Origin of the sequence: Marinobacter sp. DY40_1A1, from assembly GCF_016597815.1 — a bacterium.
GTDB classification, from domain to species: domain Bacteria; phylum Pseudomonadota; class Gammaproteobacteria; order Pseudomonadales; family Oleiphilaceae; genus Marinobacter; species Marinobacter xiaoshiensis.
Map to the genome: position 1 here is coordinate 1 of NZ_VCHA01000006.1, position 18,455 is coordinate 18,455.

At 51.5% G+C, this 18,455-nt stretch carries 14 protein-coding genes and 3 pseudogenes; 8 read left to right on the top strand and 9 right to left on the bottom strand.

The features are described from left to right. Window positions 1–639: 639 nt before the first annotated feature. The 4 genes from FFI61_RS14970 (at window position 640) to mobV (ending at window position 5,403) form a co-directional block, all read left to right on the top strand. Window positions 640–1,893, top strand: a complete 1,254-nt coding sequence (locus tag FFI61_RS14970) for a tyrosine-type recombinase/integrase (RefSeq protein ID WP_200371524.1) — start codon at window positions 640–642, stop codon at window positions 1,891–1,893. 299 nt (window positions 1,894–2,192) lie between these two features. Beyond that, the gene (locus FFI61_RS14975) at window positions 2,193–2,405 is read left to right on the top strand and encodes a helix-turn-helix transcriptional regulator (RefSeq protein ID WP_227714970.1); all 213 of its coding nucleotides are present in this window, start codon (window positions 2,193–2,195) and stop codon (window positions 2,403–2,405) included. Then, on the top strand, window positions 2,405–3,907 hold the full coding sequence (locus tag FFI61_RS14980; RefSeq protein WP_200371526.1) for a YfjI family protein: 1,503 nt from the start codon (window positions 2,405–2,407) through the stop codon (window positions 3,905–3,907). Before FFI61_RS14975 ends, FFI61_RS14980 begins: the two co-directional genes overlap by 1 nt. Before the next feature lie 329 nt (window positions 3,908–4,236). Further along, entirely contained in the window at window positions 4,237–5,403 is a 1,167-nt protein-coding gene (gene mobV, locus FFI61_RS14985; RefSeq protein WP_200371528.1) for a MobV family relaxase, read from the top strand. A gap of 365 nt (window positions 5,404–5,768) precedes the next feature. Here the strand turns inward: mobV and FFI61_RS14990 are convergent, their stop codons facing one another. From FFI61_RS14990 to FFI61_RS17860, 7 genes and pseudogenes are all read right to left on the bottom strand, one after another. Further along, window positions 5,769–6,404: a hypothetical protein gene (locus FFI61_RS14990; RefSeq protein ID WP_200371529.1), complete on the bottom strand. Its 636-nt coding sequence runs from the start codon at window positions 6,402–6,404 to the stop codon at window positions 5,769–5,771. 180 nt (window positions 6,405–6,584) lie between these two features. Further along, a complete protein-coding gene (locus tag FFI61_RS14995; protein ID WP_200371531.1) occupies window positions 6,585–7,667 on the bottom strand; it encodes an IS630 family transposase in 1,083 nt (360 codons plus the stop codon). A gap of 97 nt (window positions 7,668–7,764) precedes the next feature. Beyond that, the gene (locus tag FFI61_RS15000; RefSeq protein ID WP_200371533.1) at window positions 7,765–8,169 is read right to left on the bottom strand and encodes a hypothetical protein; all 405 of its coding nucleotides are present in this window, start codon (window positions 8,167–8,169) and stop codon (window positions 7,765–7,767) included. 241 nt (window positions 8,170–8,410) lie between these two features. After that, window positions 8,411–8,887 (bottom strand): LysR substrate-binding domain-containing protein, encoded by a 477-nt coding sequence (locus FFI61_RS18070; protein WP_200371535.1) that lies wholly within the window; start codon window positions 8,885–8,887, stop codon window positions 8,411–8,413. A gap of 5 nt (window positions 8,888–8,892) precedes the next feature. Beyond that, window positions 8,893–9,411, bottom strand: a pseudogene (locus FFI61_RS15010) (IS21 family transposase); the annotation flags it as partial. A 173-nt stretch (window positions 9,412–9,584) separates the two neighbouring features. Beyond that, window positions 9,585–12,311 (bottom strand): LuxR C-terminal-related transcriptional regulator, encoded by a 2,727-nt coding sequence (locus FFI61_RS15015; protein ID WP_200371537.1) that lies wholly within the window; start codon window positions 12,309–12,311, stop codon window positions 9,585–9,587. Window positions 12,312–12,384: 73 nt separating this feature from the next. Further along, window positions 12,385–12,641, bottom strand: a pseudogene (locus FFI61_RS17860) (transposase domain-containing protein); the annotation flags it as partial. A 51-nt stretch (window positions 12,642–12,692) separates the two neighbouring features. On the opposite strand from FFI61_RS17860, the pseudogene FFI61_RS15025 reads away from it, so the two are divergent. Further along, window positions 12,693–12,920: pseudogene (locus FFI61_RS15025) on the top strand (IS1182 family transposase); the annotation flags it as partial. A gap of 302 nt (window positions 12,921–13,222) precedes the next feature. Here FFI61_RS15025 and tnpB read toward each other — a convergent pair. Together tnpB and tnpA are read right to left on the bottom strand one after the other, a co-directional pair. After that, the gene (gene tnpB / locus FFI61_RS15030; RefSeq protein ID WP_227714992.1) at window positions 13,223–13,444 is read right to left on the bottom strand and encodes an IS66 family insertion sequence element accessory protein TnpB; all 222 of its coding nucleotides are present in this window, start codon (window positions 13,442–13,444) and stop codon (window positions 13,223–13,225) included. Window positions 13,445–13,464: 20 nt separating this feature from the next. Continuing rightward, window positions 13,465–13,830, bottom strand: a complete 366-nt coding sequence (gene tnpA, locus FFI61_RS15035) for an IS66-like element accessory protein TnpA (RefSeq protein WP_200371541.1) — start codon at window positions 13,828–13,830, stop codon at window positions 13,465–13,467. 376 nt (window positions 13,831–14,206) lie between these two features. Here tnpA and FFI61_RS15040 point away from each other — a divergent pair, with 376 nt between their 5' ends. From FFI61_RS15040 to FFI61_RS15050, 3 genes are all read left to right on the top strand, one after another. Then, window positions 14,207–16,318: a 3-hydroxyacyl-CoA dehydrogenase NAD-binding domain-containing protein gene (locus FFI61_RS15040; protein ID WP_200371543.1), complete on the top strand. Its 2,112-nt coding sequence runs from the start codon at window positions 14,207–14,209 to the stop codon at window positions 16,316–16,318. 21 nt (window positions 16,319–16,339) lie between these two features. Beyond that, complete coding sequence (locus FFI61_RS15045; RefSeq protein WP_200371546.1) at window positions 16,340–17,524, top strand: acetyl-CoA C-acyltransferase; 1,185 nt, start codon at window positions 16,340–16,342, stop codon at window positions 17,522–17,524. A gap of 79 nt (window positions 17,525–17,603) precedes the next feature. Continuing rightward, window positions 17,604–18,455 carry an enoyl-CoA hydratase-related protein gene (locus FFI61_RS15050; protein WP_227714972.1) on the top strand — a complete coding sequence of 284 codons (852 nt, stop codon included), beginning with the start codon at window positions 17,604–17,606 and terminating at the stop codon, window positions 18,453–18,455.

The following is an 18,455-nucleotide window of genomic DNA, read 5'->3' on the forward strand; positions in this document are numbered from 1 at the left end:
ACTTCTTCAACACGGCGGCTTTACGTTCTTCGGAATAACGTGGCATGAATGCTCCCATGCCGCCCCAACTGATTAAATTCAGGCGAAATTGCCAACTGGACAACAAGGCTGACAGAGGGGGGTATGCTAGGGCTATGGGTTCACGGCGATTTTCAATCCTAAGATGGGGTATTGGGAGAGCTAAAAGTATTTTGTAATTGATGTTGAACTGGCTTCAGTAAATGGCGTTTACCGCGCACTTTGCGGTGAGAGCTACAACTCTCCAAGGTCCCCTTTCTGTGCCCAAAAGGCAGTTTCTGGAGTCAGGGCAGGGGTCATAATTTTAGTGGTAAGAAAAGGTGGCTTGAAATCTTAGGCACACCACGGGCACCATTTGGGCACAGCCAAATAAAAAGGCCCCACGCTTTCACGTAAGGCCTTGAAAAATATGGCGCGCCCGACAGGATTTGAACCTGTGACCCCTGCCTTCGGAGGGCGATAGTCTAACTCGTTTTAATATCTTCTGCTATCATATAAATACCATAAAAACAGCGAGTTGCATCGTTTTTCGATATGGTGTTGTCTTTGGTTATCTCCCTCTATACACTCATTTTGTGGTTACGGTTGTGGTTATAATTTCTGATCCAGAGGAAGACTCTATTGATTACGACCGATCGGCAAGTTGCTTCTCTAAAGCCTAAGGATTCTGTGTTTTGGGAGTCGGTGCGATCTCCTCATGGAGGAGGACTGGCGTTACGCGTCTCTGTGAAAGCCAGCAAAACCTGGTTCTATCGGTACCGATTTCAGGGCAAGCAAGATGCTTTCGCTTTGGGTCGCTATCCAACTATGACCCTCCAGCAAGCCAGGGATGCCCATGGAGAGGCGCGGGCACACTTATCTGATGGGTTAAATCCTAAGCGAGTATTCCGCCAAGCCAAGCTCGCTGCGGAGCAGACTTGGACAGGTCAAGAGTTGTTCGATGCCTGGATAAAGATATACAGCTCTACCCCATCTTCTCGCACTAAACGAGTTCCCTCAGAAACTGTTGTTATACAGACCATTTGGCGCTGGCAGAAGTATCTTCAGCACCGAGTTGCATCCCTTTTAGTAAACTCCATCTCAAGACAAATGATAACGTCTCTTGTTTCTGATGTTGCGGAGCGACATAGCCGGGAGCAAGCACGAAAGTGCCTTACCATATTCAATGGGATGTTCAATTTGGCCGAGGTGAGAGGGCAGGTTGATCACAACCCAGCTTTTGGCCTTGAACCATCGAAACTGGGTGCTTCTAAAGGCCAAGCTGGTGAACGTTATCTATCATTAGACGAGATCAAACTGTTGTGGTGGGCGATCGAAGAAAACGATTTGTCTGCTTCTGTTGGCGCAGCTTTGAGGGCTCTCTTGTTGACCGGAATGCGCCGAGGAGAGCTTTGTCAAACGCGCTGGAACGATGTCGACCTACAGCGACGCCTTTGGACTTTGCCGGCCAATACGACAAAAAGTCGCCGCGCTCATGTGCTACATATCTCTGATGCGCTCTTGGACATTCTCGAGTCCTTGCCGCGGGAGTCGGAGTTCGTTTTCCAGAGTGCCCGATTGGAGGATCAACCTATCCTTCCAGCTTCCCTGACGACGGCGGTTGCTCGCCTACAAGGTGTCAAAACAGCAACGCTTGATGAAAGCGCGCCATTGGCTGGCATGAAACGATTCTCTGTGCATGATCTTCGACGAACGGTTGCTACTGGCCTCGGAGAGCACTGCGGCACTCCTCCTCACATCATCAGGCGAATTCTCAATCATCTGAGTGAGGACCGGCTTGAAGACACATACCAGCGTGCTCAGCTCATAGAAGAGCAGAAAAAAGCTCTAAATTCCTGGGGCGTTTTGGTTCACGAGAAAATCCACCAGGCATAAGCTCTCGCCACATTCTGCGAGTGTGTACACAGGCAAATTCCGACGTTTTCCTCTGGTAGCATTGAGTAGATCTCGAGATATATCGAGAGACTCAAAGGGTTGGGGAGGATGACGAGGAGTGTCTTGCCGGACGCGCGTCAACCTCCCCAAGATTTAGCCGGCTTAGCCGACCTTGGCTGTGGATCTAAGAAGTGTTGCCACACTTTTTGAATCATAGCCAGTCGCCACTTTATTGTGCGGATAGAAAAAACACAATGGTGGTGGTTGCTCAGCTCGCCGGTCTTTTCAGGAGAATTGGAATGCGTGACGAGTTGTTTGAAAACCGATATCTCACCGAGCGCCAAGCTGCTTACTATCTTGGGTTTAGCCCCATCACGATACGACAAAGCCGCTGGACAGGAACGCTTGCCGGGTTACCTGCACCTACGTACGTCAGCTTCGGACGGAGTGTTCGGTATACGTTAAAAGCACTTGAGGCCTGGGTTGCGAGAGCACAAGAGGGGGGTATGTGATGCCTAACGCTAATGTACTCAAGCTTGAGCGGGAAGGCAGGGATAATTCACGCTTCTTGGTAGATCCCCAGCCAGACCTAGAATACCCGATTGAGGCGTTGGGGCCGATTTTGGGCGAGGCGGCGATAGCCATTTCCGGTGCAATCCAGGCACCAAAGGGAATCGCTGCACAGTCTGTCCTGGCTGCTGCTACCCTTGTTGCGCAGCCTCATATTGACGTAGGCCGTGGAGATACCCTTCGAAGCCCCGTTTCGCTTTATTTTTTAACGGTTGCCGACTCAGGCGACCGGAAGTCTTCTGTAGATAAAATCGCATTGGCGCCAATCACTCATTGGCAAACGCAGCGACAGGCGGAAATAGAAGCGAACGCTCCAAAGCACAGAGCTGCCATGGAGGCCTGGCAAACTACTTACGAGGCTTGTCGAAACCAGTTCAAAAAAAATCAAAATCACGGGAAGGATGCATTGAGCAGCTTGCAAAAGCAGCTTGAGGAGCTTGAGGCACTCCGTCCTTCAGAGCCCAAAATCCCCCACGTTTTGATACAGGAGCCGAATTCGGAAGGGATATACGGGCATTTGCGAGATGGGCTGCCAACCCTTGGTCTTTTTTCAGATGAGGGAGTTGGATTCTTTGGTGGTCACGGAATGAGTGACGATAGTAGAGGGCGAACCATCGCAATGATGTCGGCTCTCTGGGGCGGGGATTCAATAACGCGCTCCAGAGCGAATACTACAGACTCTGGCCAGCTAATTGGCCGGAGGCTATCTGCGCATCTGATGGTGCAGCCCGTAGTGGCTAAGCGAATCCTGTCAGATGAGCTGTTTCAGGGACAAGGGTTTCTCGCCCGGTTTCTTATCTGCCACGAAAAAACTATGGCTGGAACGCGATTTCTTGGCCCAGACTCATTGAGCGCCAATATATTTGAAGTACCAGCTTATGACACGTATTCGACCCGTCTATCACATCTACTAAAAACTCCACTTCCGGTGTGTCGGCGAACCGGCGCACTAGAGCCTAGGGTCATGCAAATTAAAAGGAACGCCCTTGCGGAATGGGTGGAAGGTTACAACCAGATTGAAGCAGAAAATTTGGAGGGCGGTGAGTTTGCACGAATGAGAGCTAGTGCAAGTAAGGCCGCTGAAATCGCTGCGCGTATTGCGGCAGTGCTGGCTTTTATCGAGCAGGCCGAAACAATTGAACGTAGTCATGTTCAGAGGGCGTTTGTGCTTATTAAGTATTACCTCTCCTCAACCGCTTTCAGAGAGGAAGAAGCCTTTTACGAGGAGAGGGATCACCTCGCTCGAGAGTTATTGGAATGGATTGTTACCCAGTCCGGAGGGGTTCTTCACTCAAATGATTTTAAGAGGATCTCCCGTCGGCTTTTCAACCGAAAGGCAGCCGATATTCGAAAAACACTCAGACACCTCGAAACATTGGGACATGTAGATGTTACGGAACACGGCCGTAAAGGTGCCCCCGTCGAATGGACAGTCATTAGGTAATCGGAAATCTTTGTCGCCAGCTAGCGATGTTGAATGGCGGAAATGGCGGATAAAGCGGAAATAAGTAAACGTAATATAAATCATAAGGATAGATTCCTGGCCGTTGGCGGAATTCGTGCGGAAACTGGCGGAGATTATTTTCCGCCAGTTTCCGCCACGCTCCGCACCCCGTCCGCCACCTGTACCCATTGAAATTACTGGAATCCGCCATTTCCGCCACTTCTGCGGGGTGGCTTTATCAAATTATGGTTTAGGGAGCAGAGGCTAAAGAGTTGTTAAGCGTACTCACTACACTTCACCGGTCGGGATCCCAAGCCAGAGGCTGAGTTATGACAGCGGTAATTCTCCGAACTAAAAAGCTAAAGAAAACAAACGTCGCCCTTAGTAGCGCTCACGTTACACGGGTTATTGAGACACCCAACGCCGATCCTCGGAAAACACACCTTAACGTGGCGTTGATTGGCGAGGGACGCTCTCCTGACGAATTGGTCAAAAGCCGTGTTGGCGAAGTGATCGAGGCGCGGAAAAATGCCGGGGTAAAAAGCATCCGAAAGGATGCTGTTTGGGCCGTTGAGTTCGTGCTGACGGTTCGAGATGAATACTGGGCCGGTAAATCGCCTGCTCATATTAATAGCTGGGCCCAGCACTCTCTGGGTTTTCTATTAAGCCGGTATGGGGCTGAAGATATTGTGAGCGCCACTCTGCACCTGGATGAAACGAGCCCTCATATTCATGCCTATCACGTCCCGGTGGTTCGTGATGCACATAGCACAGCGACGCTTTCTGCAAAGGCATTTTACGGTAGCGCCCAAAAACTATCTTTGCTGCAAGATGATTATGCGGCACACATGTCATGTTTCGATGAGGTGCTTATCCGGGGGTTAAAAAAGTCGAGGGCCCGACATAAAAAAGTCAGAGAGTGGTACTCGTTGCTGGAGGGAGAGGTCAAACGCGAGACAATAAAATTGCCCCCTCTACGAGTTAACCAACCGCCGTTTTTGTTCACGGTTGGTGATCGTAAAGAATGGGCGGAAGCCGAGTCGAAAAGAATACGATCTGAGTTGGAAGTTTCGGCGCGAAGGATCATGGAAGCTAGAGCCAAAGCCCTTTATGTCGCCCGCCAATATCAACTCAAATACAAAACCGAGTATTGTCGCACTGACGCCTACCGTCATATTGGTATGGCTCCTGAGGAGTTACTGGATTGGGTGAAAAGCTATAGCCAGCACCGGAGTCAACTTAGCCAACTCTCACGTGACAGCTCGAATTTTGAGCAGCTTTACCTTGAGGCATTGGCGGAATTGAGTGCTGCTGAGGAGCTGATTGGCAATTACAGTGTTTTGTTCAATGAGCTATGTGGCGGCCTCGGTGTTTCAGTGTCTGAGCTCGCCAGCCACGCGAGTGAGATATGCGCAGCAGTGAAAGCTAAAAGAGCATGGATTGAGCTTAGCGATGATTTATCAGAACATCAGGCAGCTTACCCTGAAAATGTTTGATGTATTTCTAATGTTGAGTCCGGCTAAACATAGGATTGTCAGCGCAGGGGGGGCAAGTCTAAAACCATGTATGCAAAGCTCCCTGGAAGATTGATTTAACGGGGCAGGCAATTCAGTGCCAGTTGGTTGCTACAGCGTCATTAGCAGAGCGAAATTGACGAAACTGCAAGGTGAGAACCATCATTGCATCAAATCTGGTTTTCTATGTGGTAGTAAAGACGCAACTTGCTCAGCCTCTTCAGCAAACACAAAGTCGCCGGGGGGGTGGTGGTAATGACATCATAAGTTGGCCGCTTCGGTCGCAAAGCGGACATTCAGGTGGGATGATCGACTCCAATATTAGGCACAATCTGACTGTACGGGATTCATTCTGACTTCTTGGCAAGACGCTCCGCGAACCATTGATAGTGTTTTGAGTTTTCAACCGGTACATTTCTTAGTGCCGTCCTCAGAACACGTAGCTCATTTTCCCGGTCTTTCCGCTTTGAATACAGAATAGAGAGCCTACGGTATGTAAAGGGGGTATCTACTCCCTGTTCCAGAAGTTTTTCATATTCCAGAAGGCCTTCCTCGATTTTCCTTTCTTTTTCAAGGGCTTGGCCACGCATATTGCCATCTGCCGCTTCCCGATAATTGGCTTGTTTGAATTCCCATTCCAACGTGCTGATGTTCTGTTCAACTTCCGAAAGCTGATCGATTTTGATCCAAGGGTTTTCTTTGACTAGGTCCTTTAGCTCATCCAACCTTTCTTTGGCCAAATCTAAGCGTGAAATCTTGGTATCAGCATTTTTTGAGTCATTGGCGATTTGGAGAGATTCGTTGATGATCTCAACTAGCCGTTGAGCAGACGATGCGGCTATCTGTTGGGTTACATCGAGTTGAGGTTCTTGGGCTGAGTGCGGCCTGCTACCTTTTTGAGAGCTGCCAGGTCTCGATTTGAAGGACCATATCAGGACGAACAACAGAGCCACGACGATGATCAGAACAACTAAACCTTCCACTCACTACTCCATATTGCTAAACGCCAGACCATTGACGCAGTGGTTAGTGTGGGATCATAATATAGTTGGTAACTTAATAATAAAGTCGGTAACTTCGTAATAAAGTTGGTAACTACCGAGCGTTGTGGCAAAGTCGGGTCATTCTTCTCAGGAATCTAGTGTCTCGTTTGGTTAATTCGCTCACTTATTATCAATTAGACTCAGCTTTGCTTTCGCCACCGATGTCATAATGGACTCGGCACTTTTATGCCACCGGAACGGCTTTGCCAGTTTTTCGTTGTGAACCTTGATGAACTTTTTAATCGCAGACTTTAATTCGCCGACACTGGTGAAAATGCCTCGATAAAGTGCCCGTCGCTCCAGTTGGCTAAACCAACCCTCCACCGCATTGAGCCAGGACGCGCTCGTGGGCGTGAAGTGCAGCTTGAATCGAGGGTGCTTGGCCAACCAAGCTTTGGCCTCTGGCGTCTTGTGAGTCGAGCTGTTATCCAGAATCAAATGTAGATCCATACCCTTCGGAGTTTCTCGATCAATCTGTCGCAAGAAATCCAAAAACTCCTTGGCCCGGTGGCGCTGAGTGACTCGACCAATCACCTGGCCCGTCAGTGTATTAAACGCAGCGTACAGACTGGTTGTGCCATGACGCTTGCAATCGTGTGTGCGACGCTCCACTTGTCCTGGACGAAGCTGCAATTTTGGCTGAGTTCGGTCAAGAGCCTGAATTTGGGTCTTTTCGTCAACAGACAGAACCAGTGCATTGTCCGGGGGATTCATATAGAGCCCGACAACATCACAAACCTTCTCGGCGAAGTGAGGGTCGTTGCTGATCTTGAACGTTTTGATCCGGTGCGGTTTCAAATCGGCTGCTTTCCAGATTTGATGCACTTGCCACCGCGTCACCCCGGCATGCTCGGCCATAAGGCTGATGCTCCAGTGTGTGGCTTCTTTCGGAACCTTATGGACCGTGTCATCTAAAATCTTCTTGACGGTTTTACCGGCCAGCTTTCGCGGCTGACCGGGTCGCGGCGCATCATAAAGCCCCTCAAGACCTCGCTCACTGTAGCGTTTGCGCCACTTGAAGACGGTTTGAGTGCTAACCTGAAGAGAGTCTGAGATCCCTTTTGGTGTCTCACCTTCGTTCAGTAACAAAAGAATCTTGGCGCGTTGCGCCAGATGCTGGCTCAGGGTATTGGTTCGGCACCAACTTTCGAGTTCCAACTGATCGTTTACAGTTAGATTAAACGGCGCTGCGGGTTTGGCCACGATGGGAGCCTTTTATTGCTGATGTATAGCTCTTATTATACCCAACATGAATAAGCGAATTAAACAGACGAAACACTAGGCGAGGGAATCTCAGTCTTCAAGCAGTCACTGATCGGATGTCGCGCACCAACCTGATCAACGTTTCGGTGTTGGGATTATCCAGCAGGTGCGTTCGGATGGAGGTTCCATTCAGCCTCCACAAACGGGTGGGTTTGGTGAACCATTCTGCAGCCATTTTTTCATGGCCAGCAGGTGTTAGGAGCACCAGAGCTTTATGCAGCCCAAGAAACAGACCGATCCGCTCGACGACTGGCGCGGGTAATTCGAAGTTCTGATTGTTAGGAGCTTGTATCTCACATGACCAGTGATGCAGGGTCGTTGTCGTGATATCCAACAGTGTTGCTAGCTCGGCGTCAGAAAGATGCCAGCTTTTAGCCTGATCGAGAATCCATCTGAGGCCAGCACTACCGTGGCTATTGGTGATGTTAGGAAGTTGATTCATTGGCATTAGCTCTCCGGAAAGCCTGAGATCAGGCCGGCGCACTGTAGACAACTTAACTTTAACACTTGAACAAGCCCTGCTACATACTCGTGCAGGCCTGATAGGGTAGTTGCGGCGATGGCGTGATGGTGATTAATTGTTGTGAAATTCGCGGGGCCAATGCGAGTAGACGAGATCTCTGAGCAGGTCACTCAGAGGGTTGTCCACGATACAAGCGAGTATGAGGGGCTGGGAGAAGCCCTCATCGGTAAGCGGTATAGCAATCAGTCCGTGAGCCATAGACGCGACGCTGGCAGGAAGGATCGCGATGCCAATATCGGATACCTCTAGAACACGGCTTATGGATATTCCTGCCTTGTTTGCTAATGTCTCCAGTTGTCGCCTCAGAAAGGTTCTTTGGGTAGCCGGCTGAAGCAAAACCGCTCCCCATCAAGCTCCCTAAAACCGATTTTTCCTGCAATCTATGACCCCGGTTCAGAATCACAAAAAGCGGCTCATTTCCTAACCTGGAAACTAATAAGCCAGACAGGGCGCCTTCATCCAGATCTGCGCGGGGAACCCCAGCATCTAGCTTGCCAGCTTTCAGCGATGCGATATGAAAGAGGGCGTTCCCTTTGTGTAACTCCAGATTGGGCATTGGGCGATTTGCGAGTAAATCAGCCAAGACTGAAGTAAGTGTTTTGGAGAAGATGGCGCTTGCCGAATAACCGACCCGCAATGTGCCTCCTCTGGCAGGCCACCGAAGTAACGCAGGGCTTCATCGTGAAGCTGGATAAAAGTCTGGGTATCCAGAGGGCGAAAGGCCAGACCCACGTACATCAACCGCGAGTACGACAGCACGAATACTACAAAATGCAGCGCGCGCTCGTCGCCACCGATCAGCACACTGCGCAACTCACCGGGGTCCACCTGGCACTGAACACCGGGCACGTCGTCCAGAATGGGCTCGTAGTAGCATATCTGAGCCGAGGCCACTTCCTCCTTGAGCATTCGCTCATAGCGGCGAATGGACCGATCTGAAGCTAGCAATTCACCCACCTTCGATTGCAGCTTGCGGGCACTCCTGACGGCGCTGGGCTTGGAAAACTTCTTGAGCAAATGCACCAAGTAATCACGGTGGTCGTCGAGGCGCTTTGTGCGCGAGGGATTCTCAATCTGTTCCGAAATCGCGTTCTCATCCATTCGCAGATACTTGCGAACGGTATTGCGGGACAGCACCAGTTCCTGACTGATGGCGCGAATCTACGATCCTTTACCGTTATCGTGCAGTGCTTTGATCTTGTGTATCACAACCCACTCCTTCACTGACATGCCCCCGGCCATCGATAAAAGCGGGGGACAGTAGCTGGTTCTGTGGTTTGACGGTCACTCGGAGGTGGGTCACTTTAATTGGCCACTAACAGTCCATAGCCACTTTATGATTCAAGTGCTGTGGTCTTAGTCAGTTGGAGCAGGCACGCTTTTTGGATTAGGCCCTCCCTGCTGTCGGTATTGAGCTTCCTGAAAATACTGTTGATATGCGTTTTTACCGTACTGATACCAATGAATAGGAACTCGGCAATCTCCTGATTCCTACGGCCTTCAACTATATGAAACAACACGTCAAGCTCTCGTTTCGAAAGTTGATCAAAAGGGGGTGGCAGTGGTTGCTCGCGAAAGGGGGAGGGTGAGGATGCTTCGCTCTTGAGTTCGAAAAGAAGCTTTCGTATTGGGCCTGCATTTTTAAGTAGTTGTGTTGTGCCCTGTTGTTGGAAGGCTTTTTCTGAAAGGCCGAGCTGGAAAAGCTCGAAGAGGTTTTGTCTTTCATGAAAAAATAAGCGATGTAAATTACTTTCTGCTGCAAGTTCTACTGCTTTGTCCAGGCTGTGAAGCGCTATTTCCTCAAGATCCTTACTCCACTGCAGTCGGCTTTGTAGCAGGTAAGCGTCGATCAGCAGCTGCTGGTGGTTTTGCTTATCTAGTGCGGAAATCAAAAGTTCACAACTACTATGGGCATCTTGCCAGTTGCGGCGATGATACTCTACCCAGCAGTAGGCAAGCCGCTCTTCCGGCATAGTGTCTATACCATAGAGTCTTAACACCCGATCCCACTCGCTCAGCCAAACATTGATGGCAGTCTCATCGTCACGCTCTACTGCCAAGCGGACTCGATAAGCGCCGCATAGCCGGTAAACTCCCCAGAGCTTATTTTTAGTAGCGACTGCCTGGGCTTCCGCCCATGCTTTATCGGCCTGCTCAGGTTTGGCTTGAGCCCAATAGAGTCGGGCCTGATGGTGAAGGACCCAAGGCAAGATAGCCGCTGGACGGAATGCCATGGCGATCAATGCGGCGCGATCGAGTAAGCGTTCGGCGCTGTCTAGTCGGTTTATTTCCAGGCGGGCCAAACCCAAACCCAAGAAATAGAAAAGATCGTAGAAATTACGTGCCACGGCCTCCAAATCGCCACTGGGCCTTAATCCGACAAAACGAGCCTCTGCCTGTCGGACCTGACCTTGAGCAATCTCGATCTGGCCGAGCAGGAAATCCAAATAGTTGGGTAATCCTCTAACGCCGAATAACCTTAGTTCATGGAGTGATTGCTCGGCGTTTCTTTTCGCTGTAGATAGCTCGCCAAGCCCGAAGTGGGAACTGGCTCGAAAGAATTTTAATATTGACAGGGCAGCGTTATTGTTTTTTCCGCTTAGCAGCTCAGCGTCACAAATGGATATACAATGGCGCAGGTTGCCCCCGAGATCCGCCTGTCTGGCTCGCAAATAGGCAACTGTTTGACTAAGGCGCTGCTGAGGATTGCTGTTAAGGGGGTGCGGTTTAAGCAAGCGCTTCAGTCGGCTGAGGTTGCTTTTTATACGATTGAGATCGTTGCTAATAATAATTGCCGAGGCTTCGATGATCGCCAGAGTGTGGTGGTCATCTGTTAGCTCCTGAGGGATAGTCTCGATCAGATTAACGACGTCGTTTACTTCGCCCTCACGAACCAAATCGAAAGTGTGCTTCTCGATAAAGCGGAGCAGAGCTTTGAAATCATGACAGCGTCCATACTGCTGAAGTCCCTCAGCATAACGGCCCTTTTGTAGAAACCACTCCACTGCCAGTCGGTGGAGTTCTTGGGTACGGGCTAAATCTGTCTGTTTTAACTGCTTGTATAGGTAGCACTGAAACATAGGGTGATAGCGGTGCCAGCCAATCTCATGGCCATGCGGCTGGACAAACAAGTTGTGTTGCAGTAGCCGTGCTATAGGGTCACGCTTCGATTGGGGATTCAAATGCTTTACAAGGCCTACATTGAATGCGTCGACAACGCTGGTGTCATATAATAGATCGCGCAATGATTCGTTCAGCTGTTCGAGGATCTCCTGTTGGAAATAGGTGCTTATATATTGCTCGGCAAGCGCAGCAACATGTGAGTGGTCGAGCTCAAGCTCATCGCTTTGTCTGAGCTTTTGGTAGGCGCTACCCCAGAGTTGAATACCGGTAATCCAACCTTCGTTGCAAGAGTTGAGATGGCGAACTGCGGCTGGTGTGGTCTCAAATCCTGATAAATTGCAGAGCTTGGCGGTGTCGTCAGCATTAAAGGCTAAATCCGTGAGTTCGAATTCAACCAGCTGATTTTCAGTGCGTAACCGGCTGAGTGCAATGTTGGGGCGGGCGCGAGAGGCAAGTGCCAAGTGCAGATTATCAGGTGCTTCATCCAGAAGGCGTTGAATTCGTTGTTTAACACGAGGAGCTTTAATCTGATCGACGTTATCCAGCACGAGTGTAATAGGGTGCATGAAGTGTTGTATCTGGTTAAGCAACTCCGCCCAGACTCGCTCGGACACCGCAGGCAGCGATTCTTGTGCCTCTTTTAGAAGTTGCTCCCCTACGACCCCGGCTTTTTTGAAGGCGGCAACCAAATAGGTCAGGAAAAGGTTGCTGTCGTTGTCCCGGCTATCCAACGTATACCAGGCGGTATGCAGGTCGGCGCGATGGGCCCATTGGGTTAGCAGCACCGTTTTTCCGTAACCACCAGGGCAGCAGATCATTATTAGTCGATGATGTTTTGCCGTGCTCAAGCGTGCGAGAAGACTGTCACGAACCACCCAGGTCGAAACCTCAGTGGGAATTTTGACTTTATTGATAATAACTGGCACAGGCATAAACATGTCACTCGAGAGTAATTTGTTATCAGGTAAACATTTTTATTCTTAATTAATAAGATGAAAACTCTGTCATCAGTTAACAAGGGTTAGATGGCTCAGTCAATATGCCTTGGTGATTGTCGCAGTTCCGGCAGTGCGCTCTGAATGCTGCGCCCCTCGTAAGGCCTGCCGGCGTCCAGTTGTGCGGTAGCAACTCATCAATGGCATTTTTTTCTGCATCGGCTGTCTCGTCAGCACGTCTTTAAGATAAGCGTACGGATAGTGATCATTGAGCTTTGCAGACTGGATTAAAACTATCACTGCAGCGGCACGTTGAGACTGTAGCAAAACCCCAAACCAGACCGGTTTCGGTAACATTGGGCAAACAGACAAGGAGCAGTCGGAATGCCCTGCTTCAAGTACTACAACTACGACCAGGATGCTATGGTCGTCAATTATCAGGAACAGCTTCAGCCCGGCACCTTTGAACACAAGTTAGATCTGTCGGTGTTTCACCCCAAGTATTGCAACGACGACACAGGCAGCACGGCCTACGATCCTGCCATTCTCCTGAAGATCTTTGTGTTTGCTTACTCCAAGGACATCACCTCCAACCGCGAGATCCAGTGGTGCTGAGAGATCAACAGCACCAGCGCTCGATCTTTCAGGCTCAGTGCCTGTTCTTTGGCGTCTAGGGACGTCATCAACTCCGTCGCTAAGGAACGGAGTTGATCGGCAGAGAGCTGGTTAAGATCGGGATGTTTTTACATACCGAGCAGCATGCCAAGCCACGACCACCAAGACGATGCGCTATTCTGATGATGTTCTGGGTAACCGGCTTATGGTTATAAAACCGAGATCACTCCGGCCTCACCGAGGCGCTGCCATGGAAGTCCTTGAACCAGTGCAGCCAACTGTTCGTCCGTTAACGTCACTTACTTACCACGCCAGGCTTCGCCCCAGTGGAATTTGCCGTGATTCAATCGTCTGGCACAGAGCCAGATGCCCAGGCCATTGTGGATCAGCACTTTCATCTGGTTGCCCCGCTTGTTGGCGAATAGGTACGCACAATGGGGTTTGGTTGAGTCAAGCACCTGAACCACACACGCCAACGCCGTATCTGGCCCGGCCCGCATATCCAGCGGTTTGGTGGCCAGCTAGATCTAGTCAATGCGGATCATGACAACAGCTTACGCAGAAAAGCCGCGCACTGTTGGCCTTGATCGGCGGGCCACTCCACCACAACCGAGCCGCCGGCTCGTGGGGTCTCGATGCGGATGGTGCGATCGGTATCGGCAGGATTGGTGGTATGCCCGCCCATTGCTGGCAAACGAACCGGTACAAAGGCTGGAGGCAGTCCTCCATCTGCTTGTTTCGTCTCCCTGATCCAACGCCGAAGTTGGTTGGCGTTGAGGTCATTATCCAGGGCAATACGTAAAACAGACGCACCCGGACTATGATACTCGGCCACCAGCCGAGCTTTAAATTCCGGAGCGTGCCGACAACGTTTTCGGTAAGGGCGGGGTACGCTTACGTGGTTCATAGATAGTGTCCACTAAAGAATAAGTGGACACTATCTTGAAGGCTTCAGCATCAGGCTCAAGAGGGGTTTGGCGGACGGTTACCGTAAGAGGGCCTAACATAGCGCTTGACGCGCGCACGCAGCTCGCGCTTTCCACCCCGGTTCATATTAATTCCACCCACCTGGTTACGCAAAACCAACCCGCAGGTTGACGCCTCGGTGTGCCTGTCATTGTTATAAGTAGATGTAGGTTAAGCGACGGTGTAGGGCGACTACGGGAAAATAAAATCGCCGAGAAAACCCACATGAGTTCGGAGCCGCAGAGGCAGGAGCTGATTTAGCATCATCGAAGCGCGTTGACCCTAAAGCTAAAGTAACAGAATCAAGAGAGAGTTTTATGGTTGAGTTTCTGAATTACCATACCGAAGGTCCAATAGCGGTGATTAGTCTAAACCACCCGCCAGTTAACTCCTTGGGGCACGGGCTGCGTGTAGCAATTCTGCAGGCTTACCAGAATGCGATTTCTGACTCGGACGTCCGGGCGATCGTCCTGAATTCGTCTGGTCGTATCTTCAGTGGCGGTGCGGATATAAGCGAGTTAGGCAGTGATCTGGCGTGGAGTGAGCCTGCTTTGCCGCATCTTTGCAGAATGCTGGAGGAGTCGCCAAAGCCGGTCATCGCGGCGATCAACGGCATGGCTCTTGGTGGTGGTTTTGAGTTGGCACTGGCCTGCGATTATCGTATCGCCGAAGCCGGCGCTCAACTGGGGCTCCCTGAAGTCCAGCTCGGTCTCATTCCTGGCGCCGGCGGTACCCAACGTTTGCCGCGCTTGGCCAATCCCAAAATGGCGGTAGAGATGATTACTTCCGGCAAACCGGTTTCCGCAGAGCTGACTGTACTCTCTGGGCTGATCGACGAAATCGCCGACGGTGATCTCGCCGATGCCGCGATTCAATTCGCCAATAAGCTACTCATTAATGGGGCACCGGTACGTTCTTGCGTTGACATCCCGGTCGATATTCGCGAGCTAGACGCGAATTACTTTGATGATTTTCGCGCCTCTCTCGGCCGCAAAACCCGCGGTTTCTATGCACCTGAAAGAGGGGTTCAGGCGGTCGAAGCAGCTTGTCGATTACCGCTGACAGAAGGTCTGGCTAAAGAGGCCGAACTGTTCGCTGAGTGCCTAGATACGCCACAAGCCCGAGCTCAGCAACACCTGTTCTTCGCCGAGCGCGAAGCCAGGAAGATCCCGGGGGTCGACCACAAGGTTCCACCGCGCAACATCAAACAGGTTGCCATCATTGGCGCGGGAACTATGGGCGGTGGTATTGCAATGAACTTTGCCAATGCTGGTATCCAGGTCAAACTGCTGGAACAGCAAGAAGATGCGCTCACTCATGGCCTGAACCAGATTCGTAACAACTATGAGAAATCAGTAGAGAAAGGTCGTATAACCGGCGCTCAAGTCGAAGAGCGCATGGCGCTGTTGCAAGGAACTCTAAGCTATGAGGATCTGGCTGACGCCGACTTGGTGATCGAAGCGGTATTCGAAAGCATGGAAGTTAAGCGCGCAGTCTTCAAAAAGCTTGATCAAGTCTGTAAGCCTGGAGTCATTTTGGCCAGCAACACCTCGACGCTCGACCTGGATGCGATCGCCGATGCGACCGACCGACCGCAGGATGTTATCGGCCTGCACTTTTTTAGCCCTGCCAACGTGATGCGCCTGCTTGAAATCGTGCGTGGCGAGAAGACATCAGATGATGTCATTGTCACCGCGCTGAACTTGGCCAGGACTATCAATAAGCAGCCTATCGTGGTCGGTGTCTGCTACGGTTTTGTCGGTAATCGTATGCTCGAGCCCTATGCCCGCGAAGCGAACCGCCTGGTGCTCGAAGGTGCTTCTCCGACGCAGGTGGATAGTGTGCTGACTCGGTTCGGGCTGGCAATGGGGCCGTTTTCAATGTTCGATCTTGCCGGTATTGATATCGGATACATGGTGCGCGAAGCACGCCGCGACATCATTGCCCATGATCCTTCCTACTGTCTCATCTCCGACAAGCTCTGTGAACTGGGTCGCTACGGACAGAAGACCAAACGTGGTTTCTATCTCTACCAAGGTCGCGATAAACAAGAGAACCCCGAGATCCTCGAGTTGGCTGTGCAGATTGCCAGCGAGCTCGGCATTGAGCGACGTGAGATCTCTGACCAAGAGATCTATGAGCGCTGCATTTACATGCTGATCAACGAGGGCGCCAACATTCTGCAGGATGGTATCGCTTATCGCTCAGGTGATTGCGACTTAGCCTGGGCGAACGGTTATGGTTTCCCGATCTGGCGCGGTGGTCCGATGCAGTACGCGGATGAAACAGGACTCAGGCAAATACTCGCTAGCATCGAGAAGTATCGCACCGCACTGGGCGCATACGGCGACATGTGGTTCCAGCCTTCGACCCTGCTAAGGAAGCTGGTTGCAGAGGACAAGACCTTCGCCCAGTTCCAGGTTCAATAACTTTTACGACGAGAATGTATCATGAAAGAAGCCGTTATTGTTTCAACCGCCCGTACACCGATCGGTAAGGCCTTCCGCGGGTCGTTGAATAACATCAAATCGCCGACATTGGCTGCCCATGCAATCCGTGCTGCTGTTGAGCGCGCCGGCATCGAACCCGGCGAGATCGAAGACGTGGTTATCGGTACCGCCCTGCAAGGAGGCACCGCTGGCTGGAACCTGGGCCGAATGAGCGCCCTGGCTGCAGGCCTGCCGACCGGCGTCAGCGGCCAAACTCTGGACCGCCAGTGTGCCTCTGGCTTGATGGCGATCGCCACCGCCGCCAAACAGGTCATTGTCGACGGCATGGACGTGGTGATCGGCGCTGGCCAGGAAAATATCAGTGCGGTGCAAAACCGGTTTTTGGACTGGGCTCTGACCGAACAGGACGAGAACGTCCTACGTCATGTTGAACACGCGTATATGCCGATGCTCTACACCGCAGAAAACGTGGCGAACAAATATGGTGTTAGCCGCCAGGCCCAGGACGAATACGCACTGCAGTCTCAGTTGCGCACCGCCGCCGCCCAGGAGGCGGGCCTTTTCGACAGTGAAATCGTGCCGGTCCTCACCACCAAGGCTGTAGCCAATCGCGAGACCAAAGAGATCAGCTACCAAGAGGTGACCCTGACCAAGGATGAGTGCAATCGGTCTCAGACTACGCAGGAGAGCCTCCAGGCACTGGGCCCGGTAGTCGAAGACGGCACCATCACCGCCGGGAACGCCAGCCAGTTGTCCGACGGCGCTTCGGCTAGCGTACTGATGGATCGCACACTAGCCGAGCGACGCAACCTCGATATCCTTGGGCTTTATCGAGGGATCGCCGTTGCTGGCCTGGCACCGGAAGAGATGGGTATCGGACCGGTCTATGCGATACCCAAACTGCTCAAACAGCATGGCTTGACCATTAACGACATCGGCCTCTGGGAGCTCAACGAAGCTTTCGCCTGCCAGGTATTGTACTGCCGGGACAAGCTGGGTATCGATAATGACAGGCTCAACGTGAACGGCGGCGGTATCTCTATCGGTCACCCCTATGGCATGAGTGGCGCCCGTCAAGTTGGTCATGCCCTGCTCGAAGGCAAGCGGCGCGGTGTGAAGTATGTGGTCGTAACTATGTGCGTAGGAGGGGGGATGGGAGCCGCCGGGCTATTCGAAGTGGCCTGACCTCATAGAACATGGGCTGACAGGTTGTGCTTTGACGCAGAGTCTAAAAGAGATGGAATTGTAAAAGCCTGTCACTAGTTTGTTGAAATTAAATAAAACGGTTGCTTTTATGGAAAGTTCAATTAATCACGGCGTTTTAGTTGTGCGTCGTGGCAAAGTGCTTGAAATTACGCTCGATCGCTCTCCTGCGAATGCGATTAATCGCGCCGCTAGCTATGCCCTCTATGATGCATTCAAGATGCTGAATGACGACCCTGATCTGTTGGTAGGCATTATCACCGGCGCCGGAAAAATGTTTTCGGCCGGCTGGGATATGAAAGAGTTTGCCGGCGAGTCTGAGGTTGCAGACCCTTCATCACTTGACCTGGGGCCAGGCGGTATTGGTGGTCTGCCTGAGTTTGAAGGGCTGACAAAGCCTGTCATTGCCGCCGTTAATGGCTATTGTGTGGGCGGCGCGTTTGAGTGTGTGATGGCGGCAGATTTGATCGTAGCCTCTGAGACAGCTGAATTTATCCTGCCGGATATACAGCTTGGCTTCCTACCCGATGCCGGTGGCTTGCAGCGCTTGCCCAGTATCTTGCCCAAACAGGTCGCCGCTGATTTGTTGTATACAGGACGTAGGATGGGAGCTGCTGAAGCGCATCGCTGGGGGATGGTCCGTGATGTGGTACCGACGGATCAGCTGATGGCTAAGGCCCGTGAGATTGCCGATACGATTGCCGATGGTGCGCCTTTGGCCGTGCAGGCACTCAAAACCGTTTTAAACGCCTTAGAGCCACTCTCGGTCGAGGAACGGTTCGTAAAAACCCACCAGGCCTGGAAGGGCGAAAGTGATTTGACGATCTATGAGCGGATGTTGCGCTCCGAAGACTACTTGGAAGGTCCTCGGGCCTTCGCTGAGAAACGTAAACCTGTTTTTAAAGGGGCCTAA